Source organism: [Muricauda] lutisoli (nom. illeg.) (genome assembly GCF_017313105.1).
Lineage (GTDB): Bacteria > Bacteroidota > Bacteroidia > Flavobacteriales > Flavobacteriaceae > Flagellimonas > Flagellimonas lutisoli.
In genome coordinates, this window is the sequence record NZ_JAFLND010000002.1 from 271,653 (window position 1) to 295,396 (window position 23,744).

General features: G+C 40.7%; 23 protein-coding genes and 1 pseudogene. 14 read left to right on the top strand and 10 right to left on the bottom strand.

The window, feature by feature from the left end; genetic code table 11:
• Both J0X13_RS08500 and trmB read right to left on the bottom strand, forming a co-directional pair.
• On the bottom strand, nucleotides 1–636 hold the full coding sequence (locus tag J0X13_RS08500; RefSeq protein ID WP_207071027.1) for a LysE family transporter: 636 nt from the start codon (nucleotides 634–636) through the stop codon (nucleotides 1–3).
• A 3-nt stretch (nucleotides 637–639) separates the two neighbouring features.
• On the bottom strand, nucleotides 640–1,308 hold the full coding sequence (trmB, locus tag J0X13_RS08505) for a tRNA (guanosine(46)-N7)-methyltransferase TrmB (RefSeq protein ID WP_207071028.1): 669 nt from the start codon (nucleotides 1,306–1,308) through the stop codon (nucleotides 640–642).
• 85 nt (nucleotides 1,309–1,393) lie between these two features.
• Between trmB and J0X13_RS08510 the strand changes: the two are divergent.
• Nucleotides 1,394–2,377 (top strand): annotated as a pseudogene (locus J0X13_RS08510) (glycosyltransferase); the annotation flags it as partial.
• Nucleotides 2,378–2,409: 32 nt separating this feature from the next.
• Here the strand turns inward: J0X13_RS08510 and J0X13_RS08515 are convergent.
• A complete protein-coding gene (locus J0X13_RS08515; protein WP_207071029.1) occupies nucleotides 2,410–3,513 on the bottom strand; it encodes a sensor histidine kinase in 1,104 nt (367 codons plus the stop codon).
• Complete coding sequence (locus J0X13_RS08520; RefSeq protein ID WP_207071030.1) at nucleotides 3,513–4,199, bottom strand: response regulator transcription factor; 687 nt, start codon at nucleotides 4,197–4,199, stop codon at nucleotides 3,513–3,515. The genes J0X13_RS08515 and J0X13_RS08520 overlap by 1 nt, the downstream gene beginning before the upstream one ends.
• A gap of 186 nt (nucleotides 4,200–4,385) precedes the next feature.
• Between J0X13_RS08520 and J0X13_RS08525 the strand changes: the two genes are divergently transcribed.
• The 6 genes from J0X13_RS08525 (at nucleotide 4,386) to J0X13_RS08550 (ending at nucleotide 11,091) form a co-directional block, all read left to right on the top strand.
• A complete protein-coding gene (locus J0X13_RS08525; RefSeq protein WP_242535682.1) occupies nucleotides 4,386–7,211 on the top strand; it encodes a TonB-dependent receptor in 2,826 nt (941 codons plus the stop codon).
• Nucleotides 7,212–7,232: 21 nt separating this feature from the next.
• Nucleotides 7,233–8,432: a beta-helix domain-containing protein gene (locus J0X13_RS08530; protein WP_207071031.1), complete on the top strand. Its 1,200-nt coding sequence runs from the start codon at nucleotides 7,233–7,235 to the stop codon at nucleotides 8,430–8,432.
• Between the two features lie 152 nt (nucleotides 8,433–8,584).
• Complete coding sequence (locus J0X13_RS08535; protein WP_207030212.1) at nucleotides 8,585–8,896, top strand: T9SS type A sorting domain-containing protein; 312 nt, start codon at nucleotides 8,585–8,587, stop codon at nucleotides 8,894–8,896.
• Between the two features lie 147 nt (nucleotides 8,897–9,043).
• Entirely contained in the window at nucleotides 9,044–9,367 is a 324-nt protein-coding gene (locus J0X13_RS08540; RefSeq protein WP_207071032.1) for a T9SS type A sorting domain-containing protein, read from the top strand.
• Nucleotides 9,368–9,439: 72 nt separating this feature from the next.
• Nucleotides 9,440–10,426: a LuxE/PaaK family acyltransferase gene (locus tag J0X13_RS08545; RefSeq protein ID WP_207071033.1), complete on the top strand. Its 987-nt coding sequence runs from the start codon at nucleotides 9,440–9,442 to the stop codon at nucleotides 10,424–10,426.
• Nucleotides 10,427–10,545: 119 nt separating this feature from the next.
• Complete coding sequence (locus J0X13_RS08550; protein ID WP_207071034.1) at nucleotides 10,546–11,091, top strand: quercetin 2,3-dioxygenase; 546 nt, start codon at nucleotides 10,546–10,548, stop codon at nucleotides 11,089–11,091.
• 36 nt (nucleotides 11,092–11,127) lie between these two features.
• On the opposite strand, the gene tyrS is transcribed toward J0X13_RS08550, so the two are convergent.
• The gene (tyrS, locus tag J0X13_RS08555; protein ID WP_207071035.1) at nucleotides 11,128–12,423 is read right to left on the bottom strand and encodes a tyrosine--tRNA ligase; all 1,296 of its coding nucleotides are present in this window, start codon (nucleotides 12,421–12,423) and stop codon (nucleotides 11,128–11,130) included.
• 85 nt (nucleotides 12,424–12,508) lie between these two features.
• Between tyrS and J0X13_RS08560 the strand changes: the two genes are divergently transcribed.
• Complete coding sequence (locus tag J0X13_RS08560; protein ID WP_207071036.1) at nucleotides 12,509–13,513, top strand: NAD-dependent epimerase/dehydratase family protein; 1,005 nt, start codon at nucleotides 12,509–12,511, stop codon at nucleotides 13,511–13,513.
• Here J0X13_RS08560 and J0X13_RS08565 read toward each other — a convergent pair.
• The 3 genes from J0X13_RS08565 to J0X13_RS08575 are packed head-to-tail and all read right to left on the bottom strand — an operon-like array spanning nucleotide 13,497 to nucleotide 16,009.
• On the bottom strand, nucleotides 13,497–13,940 hold the full coding sequence (locus J0X13_RS08565; RefSeq protein ID WP_207071037.1) for a DUF4296 domain-containing protein: 444 nt from the start codon (nucleotides 13,938–13,940) through the stop codon (nucleotides 13,497–13,499). The two genes, J0X13_RS08560 and J0X13_RS08565, sit on opposite strands and share 17 nt — an antisense overlap.
• 3 nt (nucleotides 13,941–13,943) lie before the next feature.
• Nucleotides 13,944–15,278, bottom strand: coding sequence for a dihydroorotase (locus tag J0X13_RS08570; RefSeq protein WP_207071038.1), 1,335 nt, complete (start codon nucleotides 15,276–15,278; stop codon nucleotides 13,944–13,946).
• 2 nt (nucleotides 15,279–15,280) lie between these two features.
• Nucleotides 15,281–16,009, bottom strand: coding sequence for a polyprenol monophosphomannose synthase (locus tag J0X13_RS08575; RefSeq protein WP_207071039.1), 729 nt, complete (start codon nucleotides 16,007–16,009; stop codon nucleotides 15,281–15,283).
• Nucleotides 16,010–16,130: 121 nt separating this feature from the next.
• On the opposite strand from J0X13_RS08575, the gene J0X13_RS08580 reads away from it, so the two are divergent.
• The 3 genes from J0X13_RS08580 to J0X13_RS08590 are packed head-to-tail and all read left to right on the top strand — an operon-like array spanning nucleotide 16,131 to nucleotide 19,192.
• Nucleotides 16,131–17,786: a glycosyltransferase family 39 protein gene (locus J0X13_RS08580; protein ID WP_207071040.1), complete on the top strand. Its 1,656-nt coding sequence runs from the start codon at nucleotides 16,131–16,133 to the stop codon at nucleotides 17,784–17,786.
• Complete coding sequence (locus J0X13_RS08585) at nucleotides 17,786–18,442, top strand: DUF4271 domain-containing protein (RefSeq protein WP_207071041.1); 657 nt, start codon at nucleotides 17,786–17,788, stop codon at nucleotides 18,440–18,442. The genes J0X13_RS08580 and J0X13_RS08585 overlap by 1 nt, the downstream gene beginning before the upstream one ends.
• Nucleotides 18,443–18,448: 6 nt before the next feature.
• On the top strand, nucleotides 18,449–19,192 hold the full coding sequence (locus J0X13_RS08590) for a uroporphyrinogen-III synthase (RefSeq protein WP_207030223.1): 744 nt from the start codon (nucleotides 18,449–18,451) through the stop codon (nucleotides 19,190–19,192).
• 51 nt (nucleotides 19,193–19,243) lie between these two features.
• Here the strand turns inward: J0X13_RS08590 and pckA are convergent, their stop codons facing one another.
• The gene (gene pckA / locus J0X13_RS08595) at nucleotides 19,244–20,860 is read right to left on the bottom strand and encodes a phosphoenolpyruvate carboxykinase (ATP) (RefSeq protein WP_207071042.1); all 1,617 of its coding nucleotides are present in this window, start codon (nucleotides 20,858–20,860) and stop codon (nucleotides 19,244–19,246) included.
• Nucleotides 20,861–20,923: 63 nt separating this feature from the next.
• A complete protein-coding gene (locus J0X13_RS08600; RefSeq protein WP_207071043.1) occupies nucleotides 20,924–21,316 on the bottom strand; it encodes a DUF423 domain-containing protein in 393 nt (130 codons plus the stop codon).
• Between the two features lie 79 nt (nucleotides 21,317–21,395).
• Between J0X13_RS08600 and J0X13_RS08605 the strand changes: the two genes are divergently transcribed.
• The 3 genes from J0X13_RS08605 to J0X13_RS08615 are packed head-to-tail and all read left to right on the top strand — an operon-like array spanning nucleotide 21,396 to nucleotide 23,648.
• On the top strand, nucleotides 21,396–22,769 hold the full coding sequence (locus tag J0X13_RS08605) for a saccharopine dehydrogenase family protein (protein WP_207071044.1): 1,374 nt from the start codon (nucleotides 21,396–21,398) through the stop codon (nucleotides 22,767–22,769).
• Between the two features lie 48 nt (nucleotides 22,770–22,817).
• Entirely contained in the window at nucleotides 22,818–23,288 is a 471-nt protein-coding gene (locus tag J0X13_RS08610; RefSeq protein WP_207071045.1) for an Lrp/AsnC ligand binding domain-containing protein, read from the top strand.
• A 39-nt stretch (nucleotides 23,289–23,327) separates the two neighbouring features.
• The gene (locus J0X13_RS08615; protein ID WP_207071046.1) at nucleotides 23,328–23,648 is read left to right on the top strand and encodes a hypothetical protein; all 321 of its coding nucleotides are present in this window, start codon (nucleotides 23,328–23,330) and stop codon (nucleotides 23,646–23,648) included.
• Nucleotides 23,649–23,744: the final 96 nt, after the last annotated feature.

Genomic DNA, 23,744 nt, shown 5'->3' on the forward strand with positions numbered 1-23,744 from the left:
CTAGCGATACATAATTCGAATCAACGTAATAATGAGCAACAAGAGCATCAAAGCACTCAAAATATAATTGGAGTTCTTGGAAAAACGATTGGTCTTGGTCTCCATCTTATCAAAATAAAAGGTATAGAGGTACAAGACCGCAAAAGTACCGGCTCCCGCTGCCACCACAAAGGTTGTGATGTCCTTAGCCTCAAATTTGATCCAACCCGCTTCGTTCCACATGGCATTTAGACCACTATAATACGGAATGGTCAATAAATTGAGCGCTGCCAGTAAAACCCCTTTAAAAAAACTGTTCTTTTTACTTAGGTTGACCTCTTTTAGGGCCTGGGCCTTGAGTTTATTGCGTTTTGCCAGCACAAAAAAATAGATGGCAAAAAAGGCAAACACGGCCACCGCAATTTTGAACAATATGTCGATCACCTCGGGATTGCGATACAAAAATTTGGAAATATAGACCGCTATATATGCCTGCAACATAATGGTACTGGACACCCCCAAACTGAAAATAACCCCGTTCAATTTTCCTTTTTCCACACTTACCTTGGCTGCGTTCATATTGAGCAACCCAGGAGGTACGGTAGCCATAAATGCTGCCGAAAATGTGGCAAAAAAGAGAATGAGTACGTGGGTCATTGGTTAGTTGATCCTAAATTGGATGTAGGTTATTGGTTTTCCTTTTTCAAGATACTGATTTTCATAGAAAGTCTGGATTTCGAGAACTTCGGGAGGAGCTCCCTCATTTTTGTAAACATCGTGATTGGCATATAAAATTTCGTGTCCCAAACCTTGTAAAAGCCCAAGCGTATAGCCATGCATATACTCGCTATCGGTCTTAAGGTGGATAAGACCTCCGGGTTTTAGAATCTTTTTGTAGCGCTCCAAAAACACAGGGTTCGTCATACGGTGTTTGGTTCGCTTGTATTTTATCTGTGGATCGGGAAATGTAATCCAGATTTCGCTAACTTCTCCTTCCCCAAAAAGATGATCGACCAACTCTATTTGGGTACGCAAAAATGCTACGTTGTTCAATTTTTCCTCCAAAGCGGTCTTTGCTCCTCTCCAAAACCTGGCTCCTTTTATATCGATCCCAATATGGTTTTTGTTCGGATTTATTCGGGCAAGCCCAACGGTATATTCGCCCTTACCGCAGCCCAATTCCAACACTATGGGATTATCATTCCCAAAAAAAGAGGCCCATTTGCCTTTATACTTGAATCCTTCCAAAACTTCTTCCCGTGTGGGCTGCACCACATTGGGGAATGTTTCGTTCTCCTTGAATCTTTTGAGCTTGTTCTTACTTCCCACTTTCTTACTGAATTGAGCAAAAAATTAATGATTTGGCAAAACTAAGGAAATCTAAAAGCAATTGGCATTTTGTTTTTTTGTTGTTATGAATTCTTCCAAACGTATTCTGGTCGCCCCATTGAACTGGGGGCTGGGACATGCTACTAGGTGCATACCTATAATTCATGAATTAAAACGACAAGGCCACCAACCTTATTTAGCTTCGGATGGGGTGGCTCTATCCTTGCTGAAGAAGGAATTTCCAGATCTACCGGCATTTGAACTCCCCTCCTACAAAATTTCCTATGCAGAGAAGGGAAAGAACTTCAAAATAAAAATGATTTGGGATTCTCCGAAGGTGTTCAAGGCCATGACCGAAGAGAAGAAAGTGATAAAACGTTTGGTAAAAGAGCACGATTTGGAAGGAATTATTTCCGATAACCGATTAGGGGCCTATTATAAAAAGGTACCCTGCGTGTTCATTACCCATCAGCTCAACGTGCTTTCGGGCAACACAACTTGGATGAGCTCTAAGGCGCATCAAAAAATCATTAAAAAATTTGATATCTGTTGGGTTCCCGATGTGGAAGAGAAACCAAATTTGACAGGAAAACTGGGTCACCTAAAAAAGTCCAAATTGAACATTGCTTATTTGGGGCCCTTGAGCAGGTTTGAAAAAAAAGAGCTTCCCATTACCAACGATCTAATGGTCTTGCTCTCTGGCCCAGAACCCCAACGTTCCATTTTGGAAGAAAAACTATTGGAGGAATTACAGGAGTTTGAAGGAAACATATTATTTGTAAAGGGCAAGATTGAGGACAAACAGGTCCAGAAGGAAATTCAGACGAAAAAAGGAAAAATACTGCACTATAATTTTATGAAGTCCGACGAATTGGAAAAGGCCTTGAACCAAAGTGAAAAAGTACTCTGTAGATCAGGGTACACTACGGTGATGGATTTGGCAAAACTGGAGAAAAAAGCATTTTTTATCCCCACACCCGGACAATACGAACAAGAATATTTGGCCAAAAGAATGCAGAAACAGGGCCTTGTCCCCTACAGCAAGCAGGAAGATTTCAAATTATCTGATTTATCCCGAACCATGGATTTTGATGGATTGACTCAATTTGATTCGATCGTGGATTTTTCTTCCTTGTTCGAGGTTTTCTCCGAAACTGGTGGATTAGCGGCTTTTTCCAGCGTAAAAGAAAACTCGGAACCTACATCCACTTCGCTCTCCACATAGATTTTTTCACCATGGGCCTCCACAATGTGCTTTACAATGGAAAGTCCTAGGCCAGAACCTCCTTCGGTACGGCTCCCACTTTGGTCCACACGATAAAAACGTTCAAAAAGTCTTGGGATGTGCTGTTTTGGAATTCCTCCACCATTATCTGTAACCCGAACAATCACCTTGTTTTTGATTAAATTCTCCACACTTACTTCGGTAGTTCCTTTTGGCAATCCGTATTTGATGGAGTTCACCAGCAGATTACTGATGACCTGCTGTATTTTATCCTTGTCTCCATTTACATAAATGGGTTCTGTATACTCCATATCAAAGGTGAGGGATATCTCCTTGCGCGCCGCTTTCATTTCCAAAAGGTCGAAAGTGTTTTGGATGAGTTCGATGATGTCAAAATCCTCGCGCTCCAATTTTAGTTCACCTGCTTCCAATTTTGTGATCAGGTCGAGATCCTTCACAATATAAATAAGCCTCTCTACCCCTTTATTTGCTCGTTGGAGGTATTTTTTTCGTAGTTTTTTGTCCTTCATAGCACCATCCAAAAGCGTCAAAATATAGCCTTGCACGGTAAAAAGTGGGGTTTTTAGTTCATGGGAAACATTTCCAAGAAAATCCTTTCTGTATTCTTCCCGGATCTTAAGGGTGTCTATCTCTATTTTCTTTCCCTCGGCAAATTTTTCAATCTCTTCCACCAGGGTCTTCATATCGGTGGTGACAGGTTTGGAGGAGAAGGATGATGATTCCAACAGGGATACATCATCATAAATTCGTTTGATCCGCCGATATATGAAACGCTCCACCCGAATCTGGATGATGGCAAAACAAATGGCAAAACAAATGAGTGTAAAAAGTAGGGTGTGCGGCCAATCCAAATGGTCCGCATCCATATGAAATCCTACAAATACCGCGGTGATCAATATGGTAATGACCAAAGAAGACCGTAGTGCAAATTTGTATGATTTCTTTAGTTTAATGGCCATTAGAGCACAAACTTATACCCCACGCCCTTAACGGTTTTAAAGTGGTGGTCTCCGATTTTTTCGCGCAATTTTCTAATATGGACGTCAATGGTACGTCCTCCAACAACCACCTCGTTGCCCCATACTTTATCCAAGATCACTTCGCGCTTAAAGACCTTGTTGGGCTTGGAGGTTAATAGGGACAATAGTTCAAATTCCTTTCTGGGCAATACCATCTCTTCGCCATCGTTCACGATTTTGTATTCTTCCCGGTTAATTACGATGTCGCCCACTTTAACGATATCCTCAACTTCCTTCTTGTCATCTTTCAACCTTCTAAGCAAAGCTTTCACCTTGCTCACCAATACTTTGGGCTTAATAGGTTTGGTAATATAATCGTCTGCTCCGGCATCAAATCCTGCGACTTGGGAATAGTCCTCTCCCCTTGCCGTTAAAAAGGTAATTATGGTATTTTCCAGACCAGGTGTATTCCGGATCACTTCACAAGCTTCAATACCATCCATTTCTGGCATCATTACATCCATAATGATCAGATGCGGGTTTTTCTTTTTTGCCTTGGCCACGCCCTCTGCACCATTTTTGGCGGTAAAGACCTCGTAACCTTCCGAGGAAAGATTATAACTTAAAATTTCCAGAATATCAGGTTCATCGTCAACCAGTAGAATCTTAATGTCCTTGTTTTTCATTGGATGGTATTTCTGTGTTAATCGCCCAAATGTAAAGATAATACACTTACAGGTTATATGCTTAACATTGATTTAATCTAGTAACATTATTGTAACAGAATTGAAATAAACACTTAACATACAACTAACACGGCTTTTACAACCTACCCGTTTCTTTGCCCCAAAATTAAACCTACAGAGTAGCGTATGAAAACATATTTAATATTGGCCTTTTCTTTTTTCACATTGATGCTATCTGCACAGCAGAGTGGTAGCGTTGTGGGAAAACTTACAGATAAGGAACTTAATGATGAACCCCTACCTTTTGCCAATGTTTTGATTAAAGGAACCACCATGGGAACCACCTCGGATTTCGATGGACTTTTTCAGATTGCCGATGTTGAGCCTGGGACCTATACTTTGGTATTCAGCTTCTTGGGGTATGAAACCTTAGAGATTCCAAATGTTGTGGTCGAGGCCGGAAAAGTAACCGAAATTAATGCAGGCCTTGGTGCCAGCAGTTTTGGATTGGAGGAGGTTGTTGTAACCACTTCGGCTAGCAAAGATTCAGAAATAGCCCTGCTAATACAACAAAAGAACGCCTTGGTAATGCAAGAAGCCATCAGTGCAGAAGCGCTTACGCTTAAAGGCATTGATGATGCAGCTGCTGCAGTTGCTCAGATTTCGGGGATATCCAAGCAGCAAGGGTCTAGCAATGTTTATGTAAGAGGTTTGGGCGATCGCTACCAAAACACTACCATGAACGGATTGTCCTTGCCATCCAACGATGTAAACAAGAAGAACATTAACTTGGACCTTTTCGGTTCCAGTATTATAGAAAATGTATCGGTAAGCAAAGCGTACAGTCCTACTTTTTATGGTGATTTTGCCGCTGGTAATGTAAATGTGGACTCCAAAGAATACACTGGCGATGGATACCTTGAGGTCTCTTTGGGCAGTGGAATCAACACCAATGCCGCAGGAGAAGAGTTTGTGAAAAGCGAAGGTGCCAGTGATTTTGGTTTCTATAATAGATATGACAACGATCCTTTTGCAGTCGTTTTATCCCATGGAGTGGACCCGGAATCGGCTTGGGAGCCCATTAATATCTCCGGAGCTATTGAAGGGGGGTATTCTTTCAATTTTAACGATGACGAATCAAGATTGAGCTTTTTTGGAGCTGCGAGTTTTTCCAATGGTTTTGAAATTTGGGAAGGACCTGCACGTGATTTTACCAATGTGCTTAAGATTGATTTTCCAAATGTACGCGAGTATGCCTACAAAACCACAACCACTGCTTTAGGGAACATTACCTACCGTATCAATGCCGAAAACAAGGTAAACTTTAACTCTCTATTTGTAAACAGTGCCGCAGACCGTGTTGGATATTACGGGATAAACGGACAGGGTACGAACAGGGATGCCATTTTGAACACAGATGAAGGTTTTTACGTGATGAACGTTCAGTTTAATCAAGATATGATTTTTGTGAACCAATTGACCGGTCAGCATATTTTTGATGAAAAATTGACTTTTGATTGGGGTGTTGGTTTCAACAAGGTATTCTCCGATGAGCCGGACAGAAAAAGAATCACTTTGGAGAACTATCAATATGCATTGGACAATGACACTGCTACCAATCCTGTTTTCTACACCAACATTCCATTTGATAACCAAAGATTCTTCCAAAGTATCGAGGACGATGAATTGAACAGTTTTATGAACTTGGGCTATGAAGTCTCCGAAAAAGTAAAGTTCAACTTTGGATACAACGGCAGAAGAAAAGAACGTAGGTTCAACAGTATCAGGTACGGTTACGATATCCAGGACAGGGACAACACTCCTATCACGGATGTTAATGACTTCAACTCCATTTTCCACTATACCAACATCAACATTCCTGATGGAGAAGGGCTTTGGAACACTATCGTACTTAACCCTATCAGCAACGAGATTGGAAACACCAACAGACCTGGTCTTCCTGAAAATACATACAAAGGGAACTTGAACATTCATGCATTATATGCAACGGCAGAGTTGGGCCTTACCGACAAGTTTAGCATTGTTCCAGGTTTGCGTGTGGAGTCTTACGGTCAAAAAGTGGTTTATGACGTTATCAACATCAACGCTACAGATCCTGGGTTCAGGGAAGTTTATGAAAACATCTTCTTGCCCAGTTTAAATGCCAAGTATTCCCTTACCGAAAACTCTAACCTGAGGGCTAGTTTCAGTAAAACGGCATCTTTTCCAGAATTCAAGGAAGCTGCCCCATTTGTTTACGAGTCCGTAACACAAAGAGTTGGTGGTAACCCCGACCTTTTGGGAGGTCTTGATGGAAATGGACCAACGTATTCGGATATCTATAACTACGACCTTAAATATGAGTGGTTCTTGGAAAGAGGTGAGATTATCTCTGTGGCCGCTTTTGCCAAAACCATCAAAGATCCGGTTAACCGAGTGGTTGCAGCCGATGCAACGGGTACACAACGTTATTTTAGAACAGGGGAACAAGCCGATGTATATGGAGTTGAGCTGGAATTGCGTAAAAATCTGCTTATGGATGCCGACGAAAATGCAATTCTATCTGCTGGACTTAATGCTGCTTATACCCATACCGAACAAGACTTAAGAGACATTCCTGCAGGATCCGAAAACACCTTTGGAACCTCTTTTGACAGGGATTCTGATGAACTTGAAGGCGCATCACCAGTTATAGTAAACGCCGACTTGAACTATAGCCCGGTATTCGGAACCTATAGACCAAAAGCTACGGTAGCTTTCTCTTATTTCTCTGACCGAATCTTCTCCTTGGGAGCAGGTAGCTTGGGGAACATAGTACAAAGAGCCGTACCAACATTGAATTTTGTATGGCAGAATGCTATCGGAGAACACTTCGAAGCCAACCTTTCTGCAAAAAACATTTTAGATCCGGACATCTCCTTGGTTAGGGAAGGAACCGGAATCGGAGATGTTATCATACGTGAGTATAACCTTGGGGTTAACGTTGGGCTAACCCTTAAATATAAATTTTAATTCTTTTTAAATTTCTGACAAATGAAAAACAAGTTTTTATTTTTAGGTATAGCCGCCGCTTTATTCATTGCTTGTGAAGCGGACGATACCTCTGATATTGTTATCAACGATAGCAGTGTTACAAACAATACCACCAACAACACAACCGGAGGTGGGGAAGAAACAACAACTGTAAACCTTAGTGGTGTTTACACTTCAGATCTGGCTTTAGATCCAGACGTAGAGTACATTGTAACCGGACCAGTTCTTATTGCTGAAGGCGCTACATTGACCGTACCTGCAGGTATGACTGTAAAAGCAGAGCCCGTTGGTGTAAATGCTTACATCGCTATTCAACAAGGTGCAAGAATCGTTGCTAACGGTACTTCTGCCGATCCAATTGTATTTACTTCAAATGCAGCTTCTCCAAGCTCAGGAAACTGGGGTGGAATAGTTCTTTGTGGTAGAGCTCCCATCAACTCAACTGCCGATGGTTCTGTAGATACTGCAACTACAGAGGTTGGAGGTCTTTCTTATGGAGGTAACACACCTGCAGACGATTCCGGTAGCCTTCAGTACGTTCGTATCGAGTACGCAGGTGGTGCCATCGATGGTAACGCTGAGTTGAACGGACTATCCGTTTACGCTGTTGGAACAGGAACCACTATAGATTATGTAGAGGTTTACGAAGGTTCCGACGACGGATTTGAATTCTTTGGTGGTACTGTAGAAGCAAGCCACTTGGTAGTAGTAAACTCTGAGGATGATTCCATTGACTGGACCGAAGGATTCAGAGGTGCTTTAACAGATGTTTATGTACAGCACGGAACCAGCCACGACAAAGCTTTTGAATGTGATGGTTACAACACAGACTTCAGCAACGAAGGTGGTTATTACTCCGCTCCTACCGTAACCAACGTAACCATTGTTGGTGTAAACGATGGAACTAGTGAAGCGATCAGATTGAGAGCTGGAACCCAAGGAACGTTCACCAACATTGTTTTCAACGATTTCGATGAAGCGTTTGATTTGGATGGTGATGCTGGTGACAACCCAACGGGTCAAGGTGTATTGGATGACCTATTAAACGCTGTTGATGCAACTTTCAACAATGTTACCACTAACATGAAGAACGATACCGGTTTTGTATTCGACGAAGCAGACTTTATTACCGGTGTTGGAAACGGAACTGGAACAGACATTGCTACTTGGGGAGCTGGTTGGACAATTGGTGTCAACTAAATCCCAAACCCAATAACTTTTAAGAGCCCCCGAAAACATCGGGGGCTTTTTTTTGCATTTCATCGAAAAGTAACCCCCTATTCGTCAAACGGTTCCATTTTCACATGGCAATTTTTATATATTTGTGGCATAGCCTTTGCAACCATTAACCTATGAAGCACTTTTACTTCGTCATCTTCTTTTTTGTCTGTACGCTTGGCTTTTCTCAGGAAAGCGCTAAGTCAAGTGCGGATATTGACGGGTTTAAGCTGTATCCCAATCCAGTTACCCAAGGCAAAGTATATATTGAGACCACCCTAAATGACCCAAAAAAAATTCTCGTTTTTGATGTATTGGGAACGCAAGTGCTGCAAACCACTATTATTGGAAGGGAACTTAACCTTTCCGAACTGGATAAAGGTGTCTACATTTTAAGAGTATTTGAAAACAACAAAGTTGCCACTAGAAAACTCATTGTGAAGTAGTTCACTGCTTTTTTGATCCTTTAACACCTCCCTAAACTACAGCTTTTAACGGTTTACCTACATATTTAGTGTTTTCACAACATAATATGGTCAACTTACCCCTGTTTATCTACTTTTATATTGCACATATACCCCAAATCAGTATATATGAAGAAAATCTACTTTGTTTTACTTATGGCTTTACCATTATTTTCTTTCGGTCAAGACCTGGTTACAGTGAACAATGAGCCCGTGCAAGAGCTCAAAGGTTTTAAAATGTACCCTAACCCAGCTTATGGGAGTGAAGTATACATTACAACAGCATCAAACGGGACCAAAGAAATCAAAGTTTACGATGTATTTGGTGAAGTTGTACTGACCCAAAGAATTACGACCAATACCCTGGACATATCCAGATTGGTTCCAGGTGTTTATGTGCTTCAAGTAACTGAACGTAAAAAAACCATGACCCGAAAACTCGTGGTAAAATAAAATACCCTACAATAATCTTTAAAGCCCTTTTTTACGAAGGGCTTTTTTATTTTTGGGTACTTTTGAACCCAAATGAAAGAGTTTGATACCCATCGGATTTTCACCATCGATAGTGCTGACGAATTTAATACTTTGGCATTGGAGATTTTTAGGTTTCAATATGGAAACAACTCGATTTACCGAGATTTTTGTGACTACCTGAAAAAATCCCCTGAAAATGTTTCCCATTATCTGGAAATTCCTTTTTTGCCCATATCTTTTTTTAAGACACATAAGGTGGTATCGACCCAAAAAGAGCCACAAACCATATTCACGAGCAGTGGCACTACTCAAAGTACGACCAGCAAGCATTTTGTGCCGGACGTTACATTGTACGAAGAAAGTTTTTTCAGAGCATTTCAACTATTCTACGGTAAACCAGAAGAATTTTGTGTCCTCGCCCTATTGCCCTCCTATTTGGAAAGAGAGGGTTCCTCTTTGATCTATATGGTAAACCACCTAATTGAACAATCGGGACACCCAAGTAGTGGGTTTTATCTCAACAATTTGGATGAACTCCATAAAAAGCTACAAGAATTGGAGCATAAGGGCACTAAAACGCTGCTCATCGGGGTTTCCTTTGCTCTTTTGGACCTTGCAGAGCAATTCCCTACATCCTTGAAAAATACCATTGTTATGGAAACCGGAGGCATGAAGGGACGTCGAAAAGAATTGATTAGGGAAGAACTCCATCATATATTAAAAAAAGGGCTTGGAGTGGAACAAATCCATTCGGAATATGGGATGACAGAGCTTTTATCGCAAGCCTACTCCAAAGGCGGTGGAACTTTTCAAACACCACCCTGGATGAAAATAATCACCCGCGACACCGAAGACCCTTTTACGATTCAGCCCTACGGTAAAACTGGGGGAATCAATGTTATTGATTTGGCAAACCTCTATTCTTGCTCATTTATTGCTACCCAGGATTTGGGGAAAACATACCCCAATGAAACATTTGAGGTACTCGGTCGTTTTGATGATTCGGATATTAGGGGATGTAATTTAATGGTGCTTTAGAATACAAAAAGGGTCCATTTTCTTCCATTTACACAATAAATAATACCTTTTATATATACTTAAACATCATGTTATCAGGGTTATGTGTAACTTATTTACGATAACCAAACAAACATATAATGAACAGAAATGCATTTTTAAAAAGAAGTGCCCTCTCTGCAGCGGCACTTGCTTCTTTGCCGGCATTTGCCCATTTTTCGTCGAAAGAGGAGAAAGACGGTAACCGGCTGAGCCCAAAAATCGTAAGAAGCGGTGAAGGCAAACAAGTGAATGTGATCGGAGATCAACAAACCTTTAAACTAACCAGTAAGGACACCAACGGTCTTTTTACGTTAATAGAAGAGGTAAATCCACCAGGAACCATGATTCCGCCCCATGTTCATACCAATGAGGACGAAATCTTTAAAGTATTGGAAGGGGAACTGGAAGTAACCGTTGGGGATGAAACCACAATTTTAAAAGCAGGTGATTTGGCTTTTGCCCCAAAAAATGTGCCCCATACTTGGAAAGTTGTCGGGGACCAGGATTGCAAAACCATTCTGAGCGTATTCCCGGCGGGGTTGGAACTCATGTTCGAGGAATTGGGCAATTTGCCGCCCGGACCACCCGATTTTGCCAAAGTGACCGAAATTTGCGGTCGATACGGCATCTCTTTTTTAGCATAAAAATAAAAGCCATCTTTAAAAGATGGCTTTTTTGTTTTATTCCACTACCAGAACAAAATAGTTCTTTTTGCCCCGTTGGAGCAGCACAAATTTATCGTTGATCAAATCTGAAGCCGTAATCAAGTAATCCTCTTTTACTTTTTCCTTGTTAACCGAAATGGAGTTTTGCTTCAATTCCCTCCTAGCTTCGCCATTGGAGCCTAAAAACCCCGTTTTGGCAGCCAATGCGCCAATCATATCAAGACCTGGTTCAAGTTCTTCTTTACCCAAAGTAGCTTGTGGAACCCCATCAAAAACATCCAAAAATGTTTTTTCGTTCAGCTGTTTCAAATCTTCAGAGGTCGATTTCCCAAAAAGAATGTTACTGGCCTTTATGGCATTATCCAAATCCTCTTGGGAATGCACCATTACGGTTACTTCTTCGGCCAGCTTCTTTTGAAGCGACCTCATATGTGGTGCTTCTTTATGTTCTGCCACTAAATTCTCAATCTCTTTTTTGCTCAAAAAAGTGAAAATTTTAATGTATTTCTCGGCATCCTCATCGGAAGTGTTCAACCAATATTGGTAGAACTTATAAGGCGATGTTCTTTCTGCATCCAACCAAACGTTGCCACCTTCGGTTTTTCCGAATTTGGTTCCATCGGCCTTCGTGATCAACGGACAGGTAAGGGCAAATCCCTTGCCTCCTCCTATTCTTCTAATTAGTTCGGTTCCAGTGGTTATATTTCCCCACTGATCACTCCCCCCCATTTGCAGAGTGCAATCATGGTTTTGGTAGAGGTATAAAAAGTCGTATCCCTGAACCAACTGATAGGTGAATTCGGTAAAGGACATCCCCTCCTTGGCATCCGAAGAAAGGCGTTTTTTTACGGAGTCCTTTGCCATCATGTAGTTTACCGTAATATGCTTACCAACATCTCGGATAAACTCCAAAAACGAAAAGTTTTTCATCCAATCGTAGTTGTTCACCAAGACGGCGGCATTGGGCTCACCACTTTCAAAATCCAAAAAACGGCTCAATTGCTCCTTTAAAGCCTCTTCATTATGGCGAAGTGTTTTCTCATCCAAGAGATTTCGTTCCGCCGACTTGCCAGATGGGTCACCGATCATTCCTGTGGCGCCCCCCACTAAAGCATAAGGTTTGTGCCCGGCCAATTGAAAGTGTCTCAACATCATAACACCCACTAAATGGCCTATATGCAAAGAGTCTGCCGTTGGATCTATTCCCACATAAGCGGAACGCATTTCTTCCATTAAGTGTTCCTCGGCTCCTGGCATTACATCGTGCACCATTCCCCTCCATTGCAATTCTTCAACAAAATTCTTTGTCATGATTAGTTTTTTGGAATAGCTGCAAATATAAAATGAAGTTCGCATTTCGCTCAATTTTTACAGCACAAATAGGTACTTTTACCTTATGATTTTGGTTACAGGAGGTACTGGATTGATTGGTTCCCACTTACTTTTCCATTTAATCAGCAATGGGAACCGTGTAAGAAGCAACTATAGAACATTAGAATCCATAGAGAAGGTTCGCAAAGTATTTGGCTACTATACAGATAATCCCTCTGCTTTAATTGAACAAATTGATTGGGTAAAGGCAGACATCACCGATATAGGAGAATTGGATTCCCTTTTTGATGGTGTTGAACAAGTATACCATTGCGCTGCTTTGATTTCTTTTGATCCCAAAGATTTTAAAACTTTGGAGCGTACCAATGTGGAAGGCACGGCGAACGTGGTCAACCTATCCTTAAAAAATGGGATTAAAAAACTCTGTTATGTGAGTTCCATTGCTGCGATCGGCCCAAGCACTCAAGGAAAAGAAGTAACCGAAGAAAACGAATGGAACCAAGCCAAAGCGTCTGTTTATGGGATTACCAAATATGATGCGGAACTTGAGGTCTGGCGAGGTTCCCAGGAAGGGCTCCCTATTGTAATTGTCAACCCGGGTGTGGTCATTGGACCTGGTTTTTGGAAATCGGGCAGCGGAACATTTTTCACCTACGCATCAAAAGAAAAAAAATATTATATCCCCGGAGGAACCGGTTTTGTTACCATAAAAGACGTTATCCTGGCAATGATCGCCTTAATGGAGTCCAACATTAAAACGGAGCGATTTATTTTGGTCAATCAAAATATGACCTATAAAAAGTTATTTCAGAAAATTGCTCCCAAACTAAATGTTTCTCCTCCGACCAAAGTGGTCTCCAAATTTATGATTGATTTTTTTTGGAGATGGGATTGGGTTCGGAGCAATGTATTGGGCAAAAGACGAAAATTGTCCAAAGCTGTTGCCAAAGGTTTATATCACCAAGAAAGGTATAGCAGCGATAAAATTAAATCGGAATTGGGTTTTTCGTTTGGGGATATGGACGAATCCATTGCGTTTTGCTGCTCAAAGTTTATTGAGGAGATGTAGGCTTCTCTATTTTTTCCGCTCCTCTTGCTCCAGCTACCGAATCCTTTTTTCTCAAATTTGCTTCTCGGATGCTATCATTCCTTCTTTTCCCTCTAGCTTCAAGGGTATCCTTTTGTTCTTTCAGCCTATCCTCAACATGCTCATAAATTGATTGGTACTCCAAAGGAATCGAGGCATAATACAGGTCACTTTCTGCAAATTGGGTGCTATCGATGCCATATTTCTTGTAAAGAAAATCCATTACATCTATACCAGACTCCCTGAACTTGGTCCGTGCTCCGGATTTTGCAGCATTCAGTATGGCCAAATCGTGAAGAATTTCGGCCATCTTCTCTTTTGGGATAAGGTTTTCAGGTTCCTCTATCACCTTTTCGGCACAGGAGACCAATAATACCAACGTAAGCAAAAGTATAACCGTATTCCTCATTCCTTATCGATTAAAGGTGAGTCGTTTTGCATTTTTCTCCTTACTAAATGTACCGTTTTCAAAAGCCAACAGTCCATTCACGAAAGTTCGTTTCACCTCTGAGTCAAAGGTAACACCTTCAAAGGGGGACCATCCACATTTATAGAAAATATTGGCTTTTTTAACCTCGTTTTTAGAATTTCGGTTTACCTGAACCAAGTCCGCATAATAGCCTTCGCGAATAAACCCTCGTCGGTCAATGTCGAAAAGCTTTGCTGGATTATGGCACATTTTTTCGACCATCTTTTCTAAGCTGATAGCACCATCCTTTTCTTTTTGAAGCATTGCCAATAGTGCGTGCTGTACCAACGGACCCCCCGAAGCTGCCTTGGTATAAGGATTGTTTTTCTCCTCAAGGGTATGTGGCGCATGGTCTGTGGCAACAACATCAATGCGATCATCCAAAAGCGCTTCCCAAAGTTTTTCTCTGTCTTCTTTTGATTTTACAGCAGGATTCCATTTGATCAAGGTTCCTTTTTTCGCATAATCCTCATCGGAAAACCATAAATGGTGAATACAGACCTCTGCGGTAATCTTTTTTTCCTCCAAAGGAATTTCATTGGTGAACAAATCGGTTTCGATTCCTGTGGACAAATGAAAAACGTGCAGTCTAGCTCCTGTCTTTTTTGCGAGTGCAATGGCCTTTGAGGAAGAAAGGTAGCAAGCTTCGGCACTTCTAATAACAGGGTGAAGCTCTATGGGTATGTCATCTCCGTACATTTCTTTGTACTTGTTCAAATTGGCTCTTATGGTCCCTTCATCTTCACAATGCGCGGAAATGACCATATCGGTATTGCTGAAGATCTGTTCCAATACTTTTTCATCATCGACCAACATATTTCCCGTGGAGGAACCCAAAAACAATTTAACCCCGGAACACGCATTTTTGTCGAGTCGTTTTAGTTCTTCCAAATTATCGTTGGTGCCTCCAAAAAGAAAGGAGTAATTGGCAAAGGAATCTTTTGCCGCTATAGCAAATTTATCCTCCAATTTCTTTATTGTAGTTGTTTGTGGGTTGGTGTTTGGTTGCTCCATAAAGGTGGTGATTCCTCCTGCCAAAGCGGCCCTGCTTTCAGTGGCAATGGTTCCTTTATGGGTAAGTCCCGGCTCTCTAAAATGTACTTGGTCATCTATAATTCCGGGCAATAACAGGTCTCCTTCCAAATCAATGACGGTGGCATTTGCATCGGATATGTCCGGATCGATTCGGGAAATAAAGTCTCCTTCCAACAATACATCGGATTCAAAAATGCTGTTCTCGTTCACGATTTTGGCATTCTTCAACAGAATTTTTGACATAACTAAAAGTTCTTTTTAAAAAATATACTTCTAAACTTCATGGCTATCACCCCAAAAATGGCCTCCCTGATAATAGCCGAGTTCATTTTCGATTTTCCGTGCACCCTATCTGTAAAAATAATCGAAACCTCTTCTATCTTAAACTTTTTGAGATAGGCCCTGTATTTCATTTCTATCTGGAAGGCATAACCAATAAAACGCACATTGTCCAAATCAATGGTCTCCAGCACTTTTCTTTTGTAGCAGACAAAACCTGCTGTGGGGTCATGGACTTTCATTCCAGTAATCAACTTTACATAGAACGAAGCCCCATAAGAAAGTAGGATTCTGGCCAAAGGCCAGTTGACGACGTTCACACCCTTTTTGTAACGTGAACCAACGGCCACATCGGCACCATTTAGGCAAGCTCTATGTAGTCTTGAAAGATCCGCTGGCCGGTGCGAAAAATCAGCGTCCATTTCAAAAATATAGTCATAGCCATTTTTTAAAGCCCATTTAAAACCATGGATGTAGGCGGTTCCCAAGCCAGATTTTTCTTTACGGACCTCCAAAAAAAGTCGCTCCGGAAACTCCTTTTGAAGTGTTCTTACACAATCCGCGGTTCCATCCGGAGAGTTATCATCCACCACCAGAACATGAAAATCCTTTTTTAAATCAAAAACAGCCTTAACAATGGCCTCGATGTTTTCGATTTCATTGAATGTGGGTATAATGACCAAGCCGTCTGCCATTCGCACTAGATTAGAATGGCAAAAATACGGTTTTCTTGTTTGCCTTCACAAGTTCCGGTTAATAAGCTGATTTGGTACTAGTCCAATATTTGTAACTTTGCCCATCTAAAATCACTTTTTGATGTCTCAAAAGTTTCCTAGGCTTTTCTTTATTCTCTTAGCGGTTCTTTTTGCACTCAACCTTTTACAGGCTTCCTTTACAGAGCTTATTTATGATGAAGCTTATTACTGGTACTATGCCCAAGATATGGCCTGGGGATATTTTGACCATCCACCAATGGTGGCATTTTTGATCAAGTTGAGCAGTCTTCTTTTTAATGGCGAACTGGGCGTAAGGTTGATGAGTACCCTTCTCTCGGCCGGAACTTATGTTTTACTGTGGTTGTTGATCGACAATCCAAAGAAAAAAGACTATGTCGTCCATTTTTTCTTGTTGGTATTCTCGTTCACCTTAATGAATGCTTATGGGTTTTTAACCCTTCCCGATACCGCTTTGTTGTTTTTCACGGCATTGTTCCTATGGCTGTACAAATGCTTTTTAAAGGATGAAGGTATAACCACTACGGTTGGCCTTGGACTGGTTATGGCTGCTTTAATGTACAGCAAGTACCACGCAGTACTGGTAATCCTGTTCGTTTTCCTATCCAACTACAGGCTCATTTTTAATAAGAAGGCATGGTTGGCGGTAATTTTGGCCGTGATTTGCTATATGCCTCATTTTGTATGGCTCTACCAAAACGATTTTGTATCCATTACGTTCCATTTGTACGAGCGCCCGAACCAAGCTTACAAGTTTGATGAGTTTACACTTGGTTTTTTCTTGAACAATATTGTGATCATCGGTCTTTTGTTTTACTGGGTTTATAGTGCCTTTTTTAAATTCAAAGCAACCGATAAATTTTCAAAAGCCTTGATCTATTTGGTTTATGGAATATTAATCTTCTTTTTTATCTCCAGCTTTAACCGCAGGGTCCAAGCACAATGGACCATTGCTATTTCCATTCCATTGGCCATAATCGCATTCAATCACCTTTTACAAAATGCATCCAGTAGAAAATGGATATATCGTATTGGTATAGTAAGCTTGGTACTTTTAATGTACGCTAGGGCATGGATGATCTATCAACCCTTGTTCCCCATGTTCTTTGAAACCCATGGCAACAAGGAATGGACGGAAGAGCTTAAATCAAAGTCTGGCGGCATCCCTGTTATTTTTGAGAATTCCTATAGACGTTCTTCCATGTATGAGTTTTACTCAGGGGTCCCTGCCATCTCCCTGAACAACTTCATGTACCGTAAAAACCAATATTCCATTGATGGTTCGGAAGAGCGGGTACGCGGCGAAAAGGTTTTGTACGTTTCCCAATACAGGAAAAGTGGTGACATCTCCTATATGCATTTGGACAGTACTGTGTTCCATGGCATTTATATCGATGATTTTCAATCTTACCGCAAATTGGAGTGCATTGTGGAAAAACCGGAAACGGGCATTAAGCATTCATTAAAAGTGTACAATCCATATCCGTTCGATGTACCCTTAGAGCAATTGAAATACACCATTTCGTATTCCAACGAGCACAAGCAGGTTAAACAAATGCTTTCGTTAAAGGTTGAGAATACTGCACCTCAACAATCTTTGTTAAAGTCAAAAGACACCATAAGCTACAATTTTGAACTGCCACTATCCACAATGGAAAATCCGTCGTATTTTAGAATAGGGATTTCTGAAAATAATTTACCTCCGGGATTAAACGGAAAACCAATTAAAATCGAGTAATGAACCCTATTGAAAAAACAATCACTTCCTTGGATTGGATGACGATTACGTTGTTCCTGGGCTTGGTTGTTTTAGCGCTGGGAAAATATCTTTACCACAAGAAATTTTTGAACTTTATCATTCTTCCCTTTAATGATAAATACATTTTGCTCCATAATAAAAAAGGGCAGTTTTCCCATTGGTTCCACCTCCTGTTAACACTTTTTCAACTGATCAATCTATCTCTTTTCATTTTCTTGGTTATTCAGGTCTTTGAAATAATTCCAAATGACGAATCAGTCCTCAGCTATTTCATTGTTTTGGGTTTTTTGGCATTGTTCGAGCTGGTAAAATTCTTGCTTCAGATGTTCACAGGCTTTGTTTTTGACAACACAAGCCTCATTGGTGGATTTATTTTCAGTAAAATTTCTTATCTCAATTATAGCAGTATAATTATTTCAATTGCCAACATTTTATTGATTTACATTACAACAAGTTCTAAAACAACAATATATGTAGCTATAATCCTTGTTTTCATCATAAATGGCATTGGTGTTGCAAAGCTGCTGAAGAACCATCAAAAAGCACTGTTCCCGTATTTTATGTATTTTATTTTGTACCTTTGCACACTCGAAATTGCGCCCTTGGTGTTAATTGGAAGCTATTTAAAAGGTTGATAACTTATGAAAGTAAAAACAATTTTGGTTTCCCAACCAGAACCCAAAGTCGAAAACTCACCCTACTCAAGACTGATTGAAAAAGAAAAGGTTAAAGTTGATTTTATCCCTTTCATCCATGTAGAAGGGGTAGAGGCCAAAGATGTTAGGCAGCAAAAAATCGACTTGAACAACTTCACAGCAATCATCCTGACCAGTAGAAATGCTGTAGACCATTTCTTTAGAATTGCTGAAGAAATGCGTTTCAAAGTTCCGGATTCCATGAAATATTTTTGTCAGTCGGAGGCCGTAGCCTACTATCTGCAGAAATATGTGGTATACAGAAAAAGAAAAATTTACGTTGGTAAAAGGACTTTTAACGAGTTGACTCCCCTGATCAAAAAGTACAAGGATGAGAAATTCCTACTGCCATCCTCTGATTCATTGAAACCAGTAGTTCCTCAATTATTGGATGAAGTTGGAGTAAATTGGACTCGTGGCATCTTTTACAAAACGGTGATCAGTGACCTTTCCGACCTACGGAATGTGTATTATGATATTTTGGTATTCTTTAGCCCTTCCGGTATTGAATCCCTTATGAAGAACTTCCCCGATTTTGAACAGAACAATACCAGAATTGCTGTTTTTGGCAATAGTACCGTTAAAGCAGCGACCAATGCAGGTCTAAGAATAGATATTCAGGCTCCAACGCCCGAAACTCCATCCATGACCATGGCATTGCAAAAATACATTACCAGCGTTAACAAATAAAAGCGAACTGGTATTCAAAAAAAAAGCCCCGTCGACTGACGGGGCTTTTTTTTAGAAAGCATACCGTTGTGGTCCTCCCCTTCGAATCTCCTCGCTGGCGTACGACTCAAACTTTTTAAAGTTTTCCCTAAAAGCGTTAGTAAGCTTAAAGGCTGTTTTGTAATAGGCATCGTCGTTGTTCCATGTTGCCCTAGGACTGAGTACTTTTGTGGGAACACCCGGACATTCCCTTGGTTGGGCCACGCCGAATACCGAATGGATATGGTACTTCTCGTAATTGTACAAACCTAATTCCCCACTAAGCGCGGCACTGATCATAGCACGAGTGTATTTTAACTTCATACGGGTACCCACTCCGTAGGGCCCTCCGGTCCATCCAGTGTTCACCAACCAAACATCCACACCGGATTCCTTCATCTTACGGCTCAGCATCTCGGCATATTTTGTAGGGTGAAGCGGCATAAACGGAGCCCCAAAACAGGCCGAAAATGACGGTTGTGGCTCTACAACACCAGCTTCTGTCCCCGCCACCTTAGCGGTATAGCCCGATATAAAATGATAAGCTGCCTGGGCCGGTGTTAATTTGGATATGGGAGGCAATACCCCAAAGGCATCGGCGGTAAGGAAAAAAATGTTCTTTACGTTCTTACCTATGGATGGCTGCTGTATATTCTCTATATGATGAATCGGATAACTTACCCTGGTATTCTGTGTAATGGAAGTGTCGGTGAAATCCACAACCCCATTTTCATCCATTATCACATTCTCTAAAATTGCCCCTTTTTTAATGGCTCCATATATTTCCGGTTCCTTTTCTTCCGATAGGTCTATTACCTTGGCATAACATCCTCCTTCAAAATTGAAAACGGTATTATCGGGGGTCCATCCGTGTTCATCATCACCGATAAGTTTCCTATTGGGGTCGGTGGAAAGCGTAGTCTTCCCTGTTCCTGACAATCCAAAAAATATGGCAGTATCTCCTGATTCCCCAACATTGGCAGAGCAATGCATGGGCAAGGTATTTTTATAAACAGGTAAAATAAAATTAAGTGCGGAGAATATTCCTTTTTTAATCTCGCCCGTATATCCGGTCCCACCTATAAGGGCAATCTTTTTGCTAAAGTTAAGAATGGCAAAGTTATGCTGTCGGGTACCATCCACCTTAGGATCTGCCATAAAACCAGGGGCATTCACCACGGTCCACTCTGGATCAAAGTCATCCAACTCCGCCTCGGTAGGGCGAAGGAACATATTGTAAGCGAACATATTGGACCATGGATATTCGTTGATTACCCGAATATTCAATTTGTAGTTCGGATCGGCACAAGCATACGAGTCCCTCACATAAAGCTCCTTTTCGTTCAGATAGGCAATGACCTTATTATAAAGTGCATCGAACTTGTCGCTATCGAAAGGGATATTGATATTGCCCCACCAGACCTTATCTTTTGTAATATCGTCCTTTACGATAAACCGGTCTTTGGGGGACCTTCCGGTGAACTCGCCAGTATTGACGGCCAAAGCGCCAGAAGAGGCCTCTTTGCCCATACCTTTTTCAATGGTGATGTCCTGAAGTTCTTCCGGGGATAGTTGATAATGGATGTTGTCGTGGTCAATTCCGTAAGCGTTTAACGAAATCGTTTTCGTAACTGAAGCAGAATCCTTCATGGTTTAGTTTTTATGTTGGTACAAAACTAGAAAATATTCAGTTTTTGTCCTTTTAAAACCTGCTTAATTGGTCGCTTTTTGGGTTAAAATGTGATATCCCAAACAAATCCAGGCAGCGATCATCAAAACACCTCCTATTGGTGTTAAAAATCCGATGATTTTAAAATCGAAATCAGTTAACGTATTCAAAGCCAATACGTAAATAGAGCATGAAAACAATATAACCGCTAAAAGCACCAAAATAAAAACGGTTCTCTTCGCCTTGGGGTTGACTCCATTCCATATTCCTAAAAAAAGAAGAAACAACGCATGGTACATCTGGTAACGGACACCTGTTTCAAAAGTAGCGACCGCTTTGGCATCCACCAATTTTTCCAGTCCATGGGCACCAAAAGCACCTAGTACGATCGCCAACATACCCATTATTATTCCGACTAACAAGATTGTTCTGTTCATAACTTTATTGAGCTATTTTTTTAAAAATATAACATTTTAATACCTTAGTGATCGTTCAATTCAAAAGTAAACAAAACACATGGTCCGTACTATTTTAGTTGTAGGAGCAGGTAAATCAACCTCATACCTTTTAGATTATTTCCTAAAAAAATCAGACGAAGAAAACATACACATAAAAATCGGGGATCTTCATCCCGAGAACATCCCGGATGATTTTGCCAAGCATCCCAATTGTACCGTCTTCGAATTGGACATCTTTAATGAAGAGGAAAGAAAAAAGGCTGTTTCGGAAGCATCCATAGTGGTATCCATGCTGCCTGCACGTTTGCATATTAATGTTGCCCGCGATTGTATCGAATTTGAAAAACACTTTATCACTGCTTCTTATGTCAGTGATGAATTAAGGGAACTCGATGCCACGGTTAAAGAAAAAGGCCTTGTTTTTATGAACGAGATAGGCCTAGATCCCGGCATTGATCATATGAGTGCCATGGAGGTTATAGATAGGATCAGGGATGAAGGGGGTAAAATACTTTTGTTCGAATCCTTTACGGGTGGCTTGGTAGCTCCGGAAAGTGATACCAATCTTTGGCACTACAAATTCACATGGAACCCAAGAAATGTAGTCTTGGCAGGTCAAGGTGGAGCAGCAAAATTTATACAAGAAGGAACCTATAAGTATATTCCTTATCAAAAACTTTTTAGAAGAACAGAATTTTTAGAGATAGAGGATTACGGCTCTTTTGAAGTATATGCCAATCGAGATTCGTTAAAATACCGAGAGGCATACGGTTTGCAGGATGCACTGACCCTTTACAGAGGTACCATGCGAAGAGTTGGTTTTTCCAAAGCTTGGCAAATGTTCGTAATTCTGGGCATGACGGACGACAGTTACGCCATCGAAAATTCGGAAGGTATGTCTTATCGTGAATTCGTGAACCTGTTTCTTCCCTATTCACCAACGGATTCGGTGGAATTAAAAATGAGACATTACCTAAAGATAGATCAGGACGATATTATGTGGGGAAAACTACTTGATCTGAACATTTTTGATGCTACCAAGAAAATTCCACTGAAAAATGCATCCCCTGCCCAAATGCTGCAATATATTTTAGAGGATAGCTGGACATTGAAAGAAGATGAGAAAGATATGATCGTGATGTACCACAAGTTTGGCTACGAACTGAACGGTGAGAAAAAACAAATTGATGCCAATATGGTGGTTATCGGAGAAAACAGGACCTACACGGCCATGTCCAAAACGGTAGGGTTACCCGTAGCCATGGCCACATTGCAAATTCTCAACGGGAAAATAACCACCCCAGGGGTTCAAATTCCGATCAATAAAGAAGTTTACAAACCAATTCTGGATGAGTTAAAAAACAATGGTATTCAATTTAAGGAATATGAAAAGCCTTATTTAGGCTATAATCCCGATTCCGTTGCAGGTTAGTTTCTGTTGTATTTTCAATATCTTTAGCTTCAAATCTAAATCCAAGTTGTGAAAAACGATAACAATTCAGTCAAGATTGATGGGATTGACAAGAAAATCCTAAGATATCTTATGGAAGATGCCCGTAAACCAATTCTTGAAATTGCTAGAAATATCGGGATTTCCGGGGCGGCCATCCATCAAAGGCTACGTAAACTGGAAAGTTCCGGTCTTATTGCCGGGTCCAAATTTGTTATCAACCCAAAGGTTTTGGGCTATTCCACTATGGCTTACATTGGTATTTATCTGGATAAGGCAATGGCCAACCCAAGGGCGGTAAAACAGCTTGAGCGTATTCCAGAGGTGTTGGAGTGCCATTACACCACAGGAAATTGGTCCATCCTCATAAAAGTACTTTGTAGGGACAACGAGCATTTGATGCAAGTCCTGAACAAAAAAATACAGCAAATTGAAGGGGTTTCCCGTACCGAAACATTTATTTCCTTAAACCAACAAATTGATCGTCAAATACAGATTTGATATTTGTATTGAATCTAAATAAATATTACATTTGACCTTATGAATGTAATATTCCAATCCACATATTACACATTGTACCAGGCCAATAACGAGCGTTGTTTTTATCTTGATTTTGGTCAGAAAACAGTACGTATGTCCTTGTGCCAATTACTTTCGCTACGACATAAAATAATGGACATCAATATTGAAGACCATTTTGATAGTGATTTGAACAGCCATGGGTTCGAGGTTTTGATGCTCTGTAACAAAGAACATCTCTTTATCCTGAATACACTGGAGATACTGGACCTTAAAAACCTTATTGAAAATGGTTTTATGGTGATAGGCCTTTCCTCTAAATCCAAAGTACTTGGCCAGTAAGCAACCTTACTTTAATCCAGTCTTAGTTGATTTCTAAATTAGAAGGTCTTACATGTTAAACAGATTAAATTCTGTAACTTTATAGTACAATCACAC

What these genes read in the sequence shown, in the direction of transcription:
- J0X13_RS08545 (WP_207071033.1), top strand. Translation starts at nt 9,440, where the DNA reads ATGAAAGAGTTTGATACCCATCGGATTTTCACCATCGATAGTGCTGAC.
- J0X13_RS08570 (WP_207071038.1), bottom strand. Translation starts at nt 15,278, where the DNA reads ATGTCAAAAATTCTGTTGAAGAATGCCAAAATCGTGAACGAGAACAGC.
- J0X13_RS08580 (WP_207071040.1), top strand. Translation starts at nt 16,131, where the DNA reads ATGTCTCAAAAGTTTCCTAGGCTTTTCTTTATTCTCTTAGCGGTTCTT.
- J0X13_RS08520 (WP_207071030.1), bottom strand. Translation starts at nt 4,199, where the DNA reads ATGAAAAACAAGGACATTAAGATTCTACTGGTTGACGATGAACCTGAT.
- J0X13_RS08550 (WP_207071034.1), top strand. Translation starts at nt 10,546, where the DNA reads ATGAACAGAAATGCATTTTTAAAAAGAAGTGCCCTCTCTGCAGCGGCA.
- J0X13_RS08600 (WP_207071043.1), bottom strand. Translation starts at nt 21,316, where the DNA reads ATGAACAGAACAATCTTGTTAGTCGGAATAATAATGGGTATGTTGGCG.
- J0X13_RS08500 (WP_207071027.1), bottom strand. Translation starts at nt 636, where the DNA reads ATGACCCACGTACTCATTCTCTTTTTTGCCACATTTTCGGCAGCATTT.
- J0X13_RS08540 (WP_207071032.1), top strand. Translation starts at nt 9,044, where the DNA reads ATGAAGAAAATCTACTTTGTTTTACTTATGGCTTTACCATTATTTTCT.
- J0X13_RS08535 (WP_207030212.1), top strand. Translation starts at nt 8,585, where the DNA reads ATGAAGCACTTTTACTTCGTCATCTTCTTTTTTGTCTGTACGCTTGGC.
- J0X13_RS08605 (WP_207071044.1), top strand. Translation starts at nt 21,396, where the DNA reads ATGGTCCGTACTATTTTAGTTGTAGGAGCAGGTAAATCAACCTCATAC.
- J0X13_RS08530 (WP_207071031.1), top strand. Translation starts at nt 7,233, where the DNA reads ATGAAAAACAAGTTTTTATTTTTAGGTATAGCCGCCGCTTTATTCATT.
- J0X13_RS08515 (WP_207071029.1), bottom strand. Translation starts at nt 3,513, where the DNA reads ATGGCCATTAAACTAAAGAAATCATACAAATTTGCACTACGGTCTTCT.
- J0X13_RS08585 (WP_207071041.1), top strand. Translation starts at nt 17,786, where the DNA reads ATGAACCCTATTGAAAAAACAATCACTTCCTTGGATTGGATGACGATT.
- J0X13_RS08590 (WP_207030223.1), top strand. Translation starts at nt 18,449, where the DNA reads ATGAAAGTAAAAACAATTTTGGTTTCCCAACCAGAACCCAAAGTCGAA.
- tyrS (WP_207071035.1), bottom strand. Translation starts at nt 12,423, where the DNA reads ATGACAAAGAATTTTGTTGAAGAATTGCAATGGAGGGGAATGGTGCAC.
- J0X13_RS08575 (WP_207071039.1), bottom strand. Translation starts at nt 16,009, where the DNA reads ATGGCAGACGGCTTGGTCATTATACCCACATTCAATGAAATCGAAAAC.
- J0X13_RS08525 (WP_242535682.1), top strand. Translation starts at nt 4,386, where the DNA reads ATGAAAACATATTTAATATTGGCCTTTTCTTTTTTCACATTGATGCTA.
- J0X13_RS08615 (WP_207071046.1), top strand. Translation starts at nt 23,328, where the DNA reads ATGAATGTAATATTCCAATCCACATATTACACATTGTACCAGGCCAAT.
- pckA (WP_207071042.1), bottom strand. Translation starts at nt 20,860, where the DNA reads ATGAAGGATTCTGCTTCAGTTACGAAAACGATTTCGTTAAACGCTTAC.
- J0X13_RS08565 (WP_207071037.1), bottom strand. Translation starts at nt 13,940, where the DNA reads ATGAGGAATACGGTTATACTTTTGCTTACGTTGGTATTATTGGTCTCC.
- J0X13_RS08560 (WP_207071036.1), top strand. Translation starts at nt 12,509, where the DNA reads ATGATTTTGGTTACAGGAGGTACTGGATTGATTGGTTCCCACTTACTT.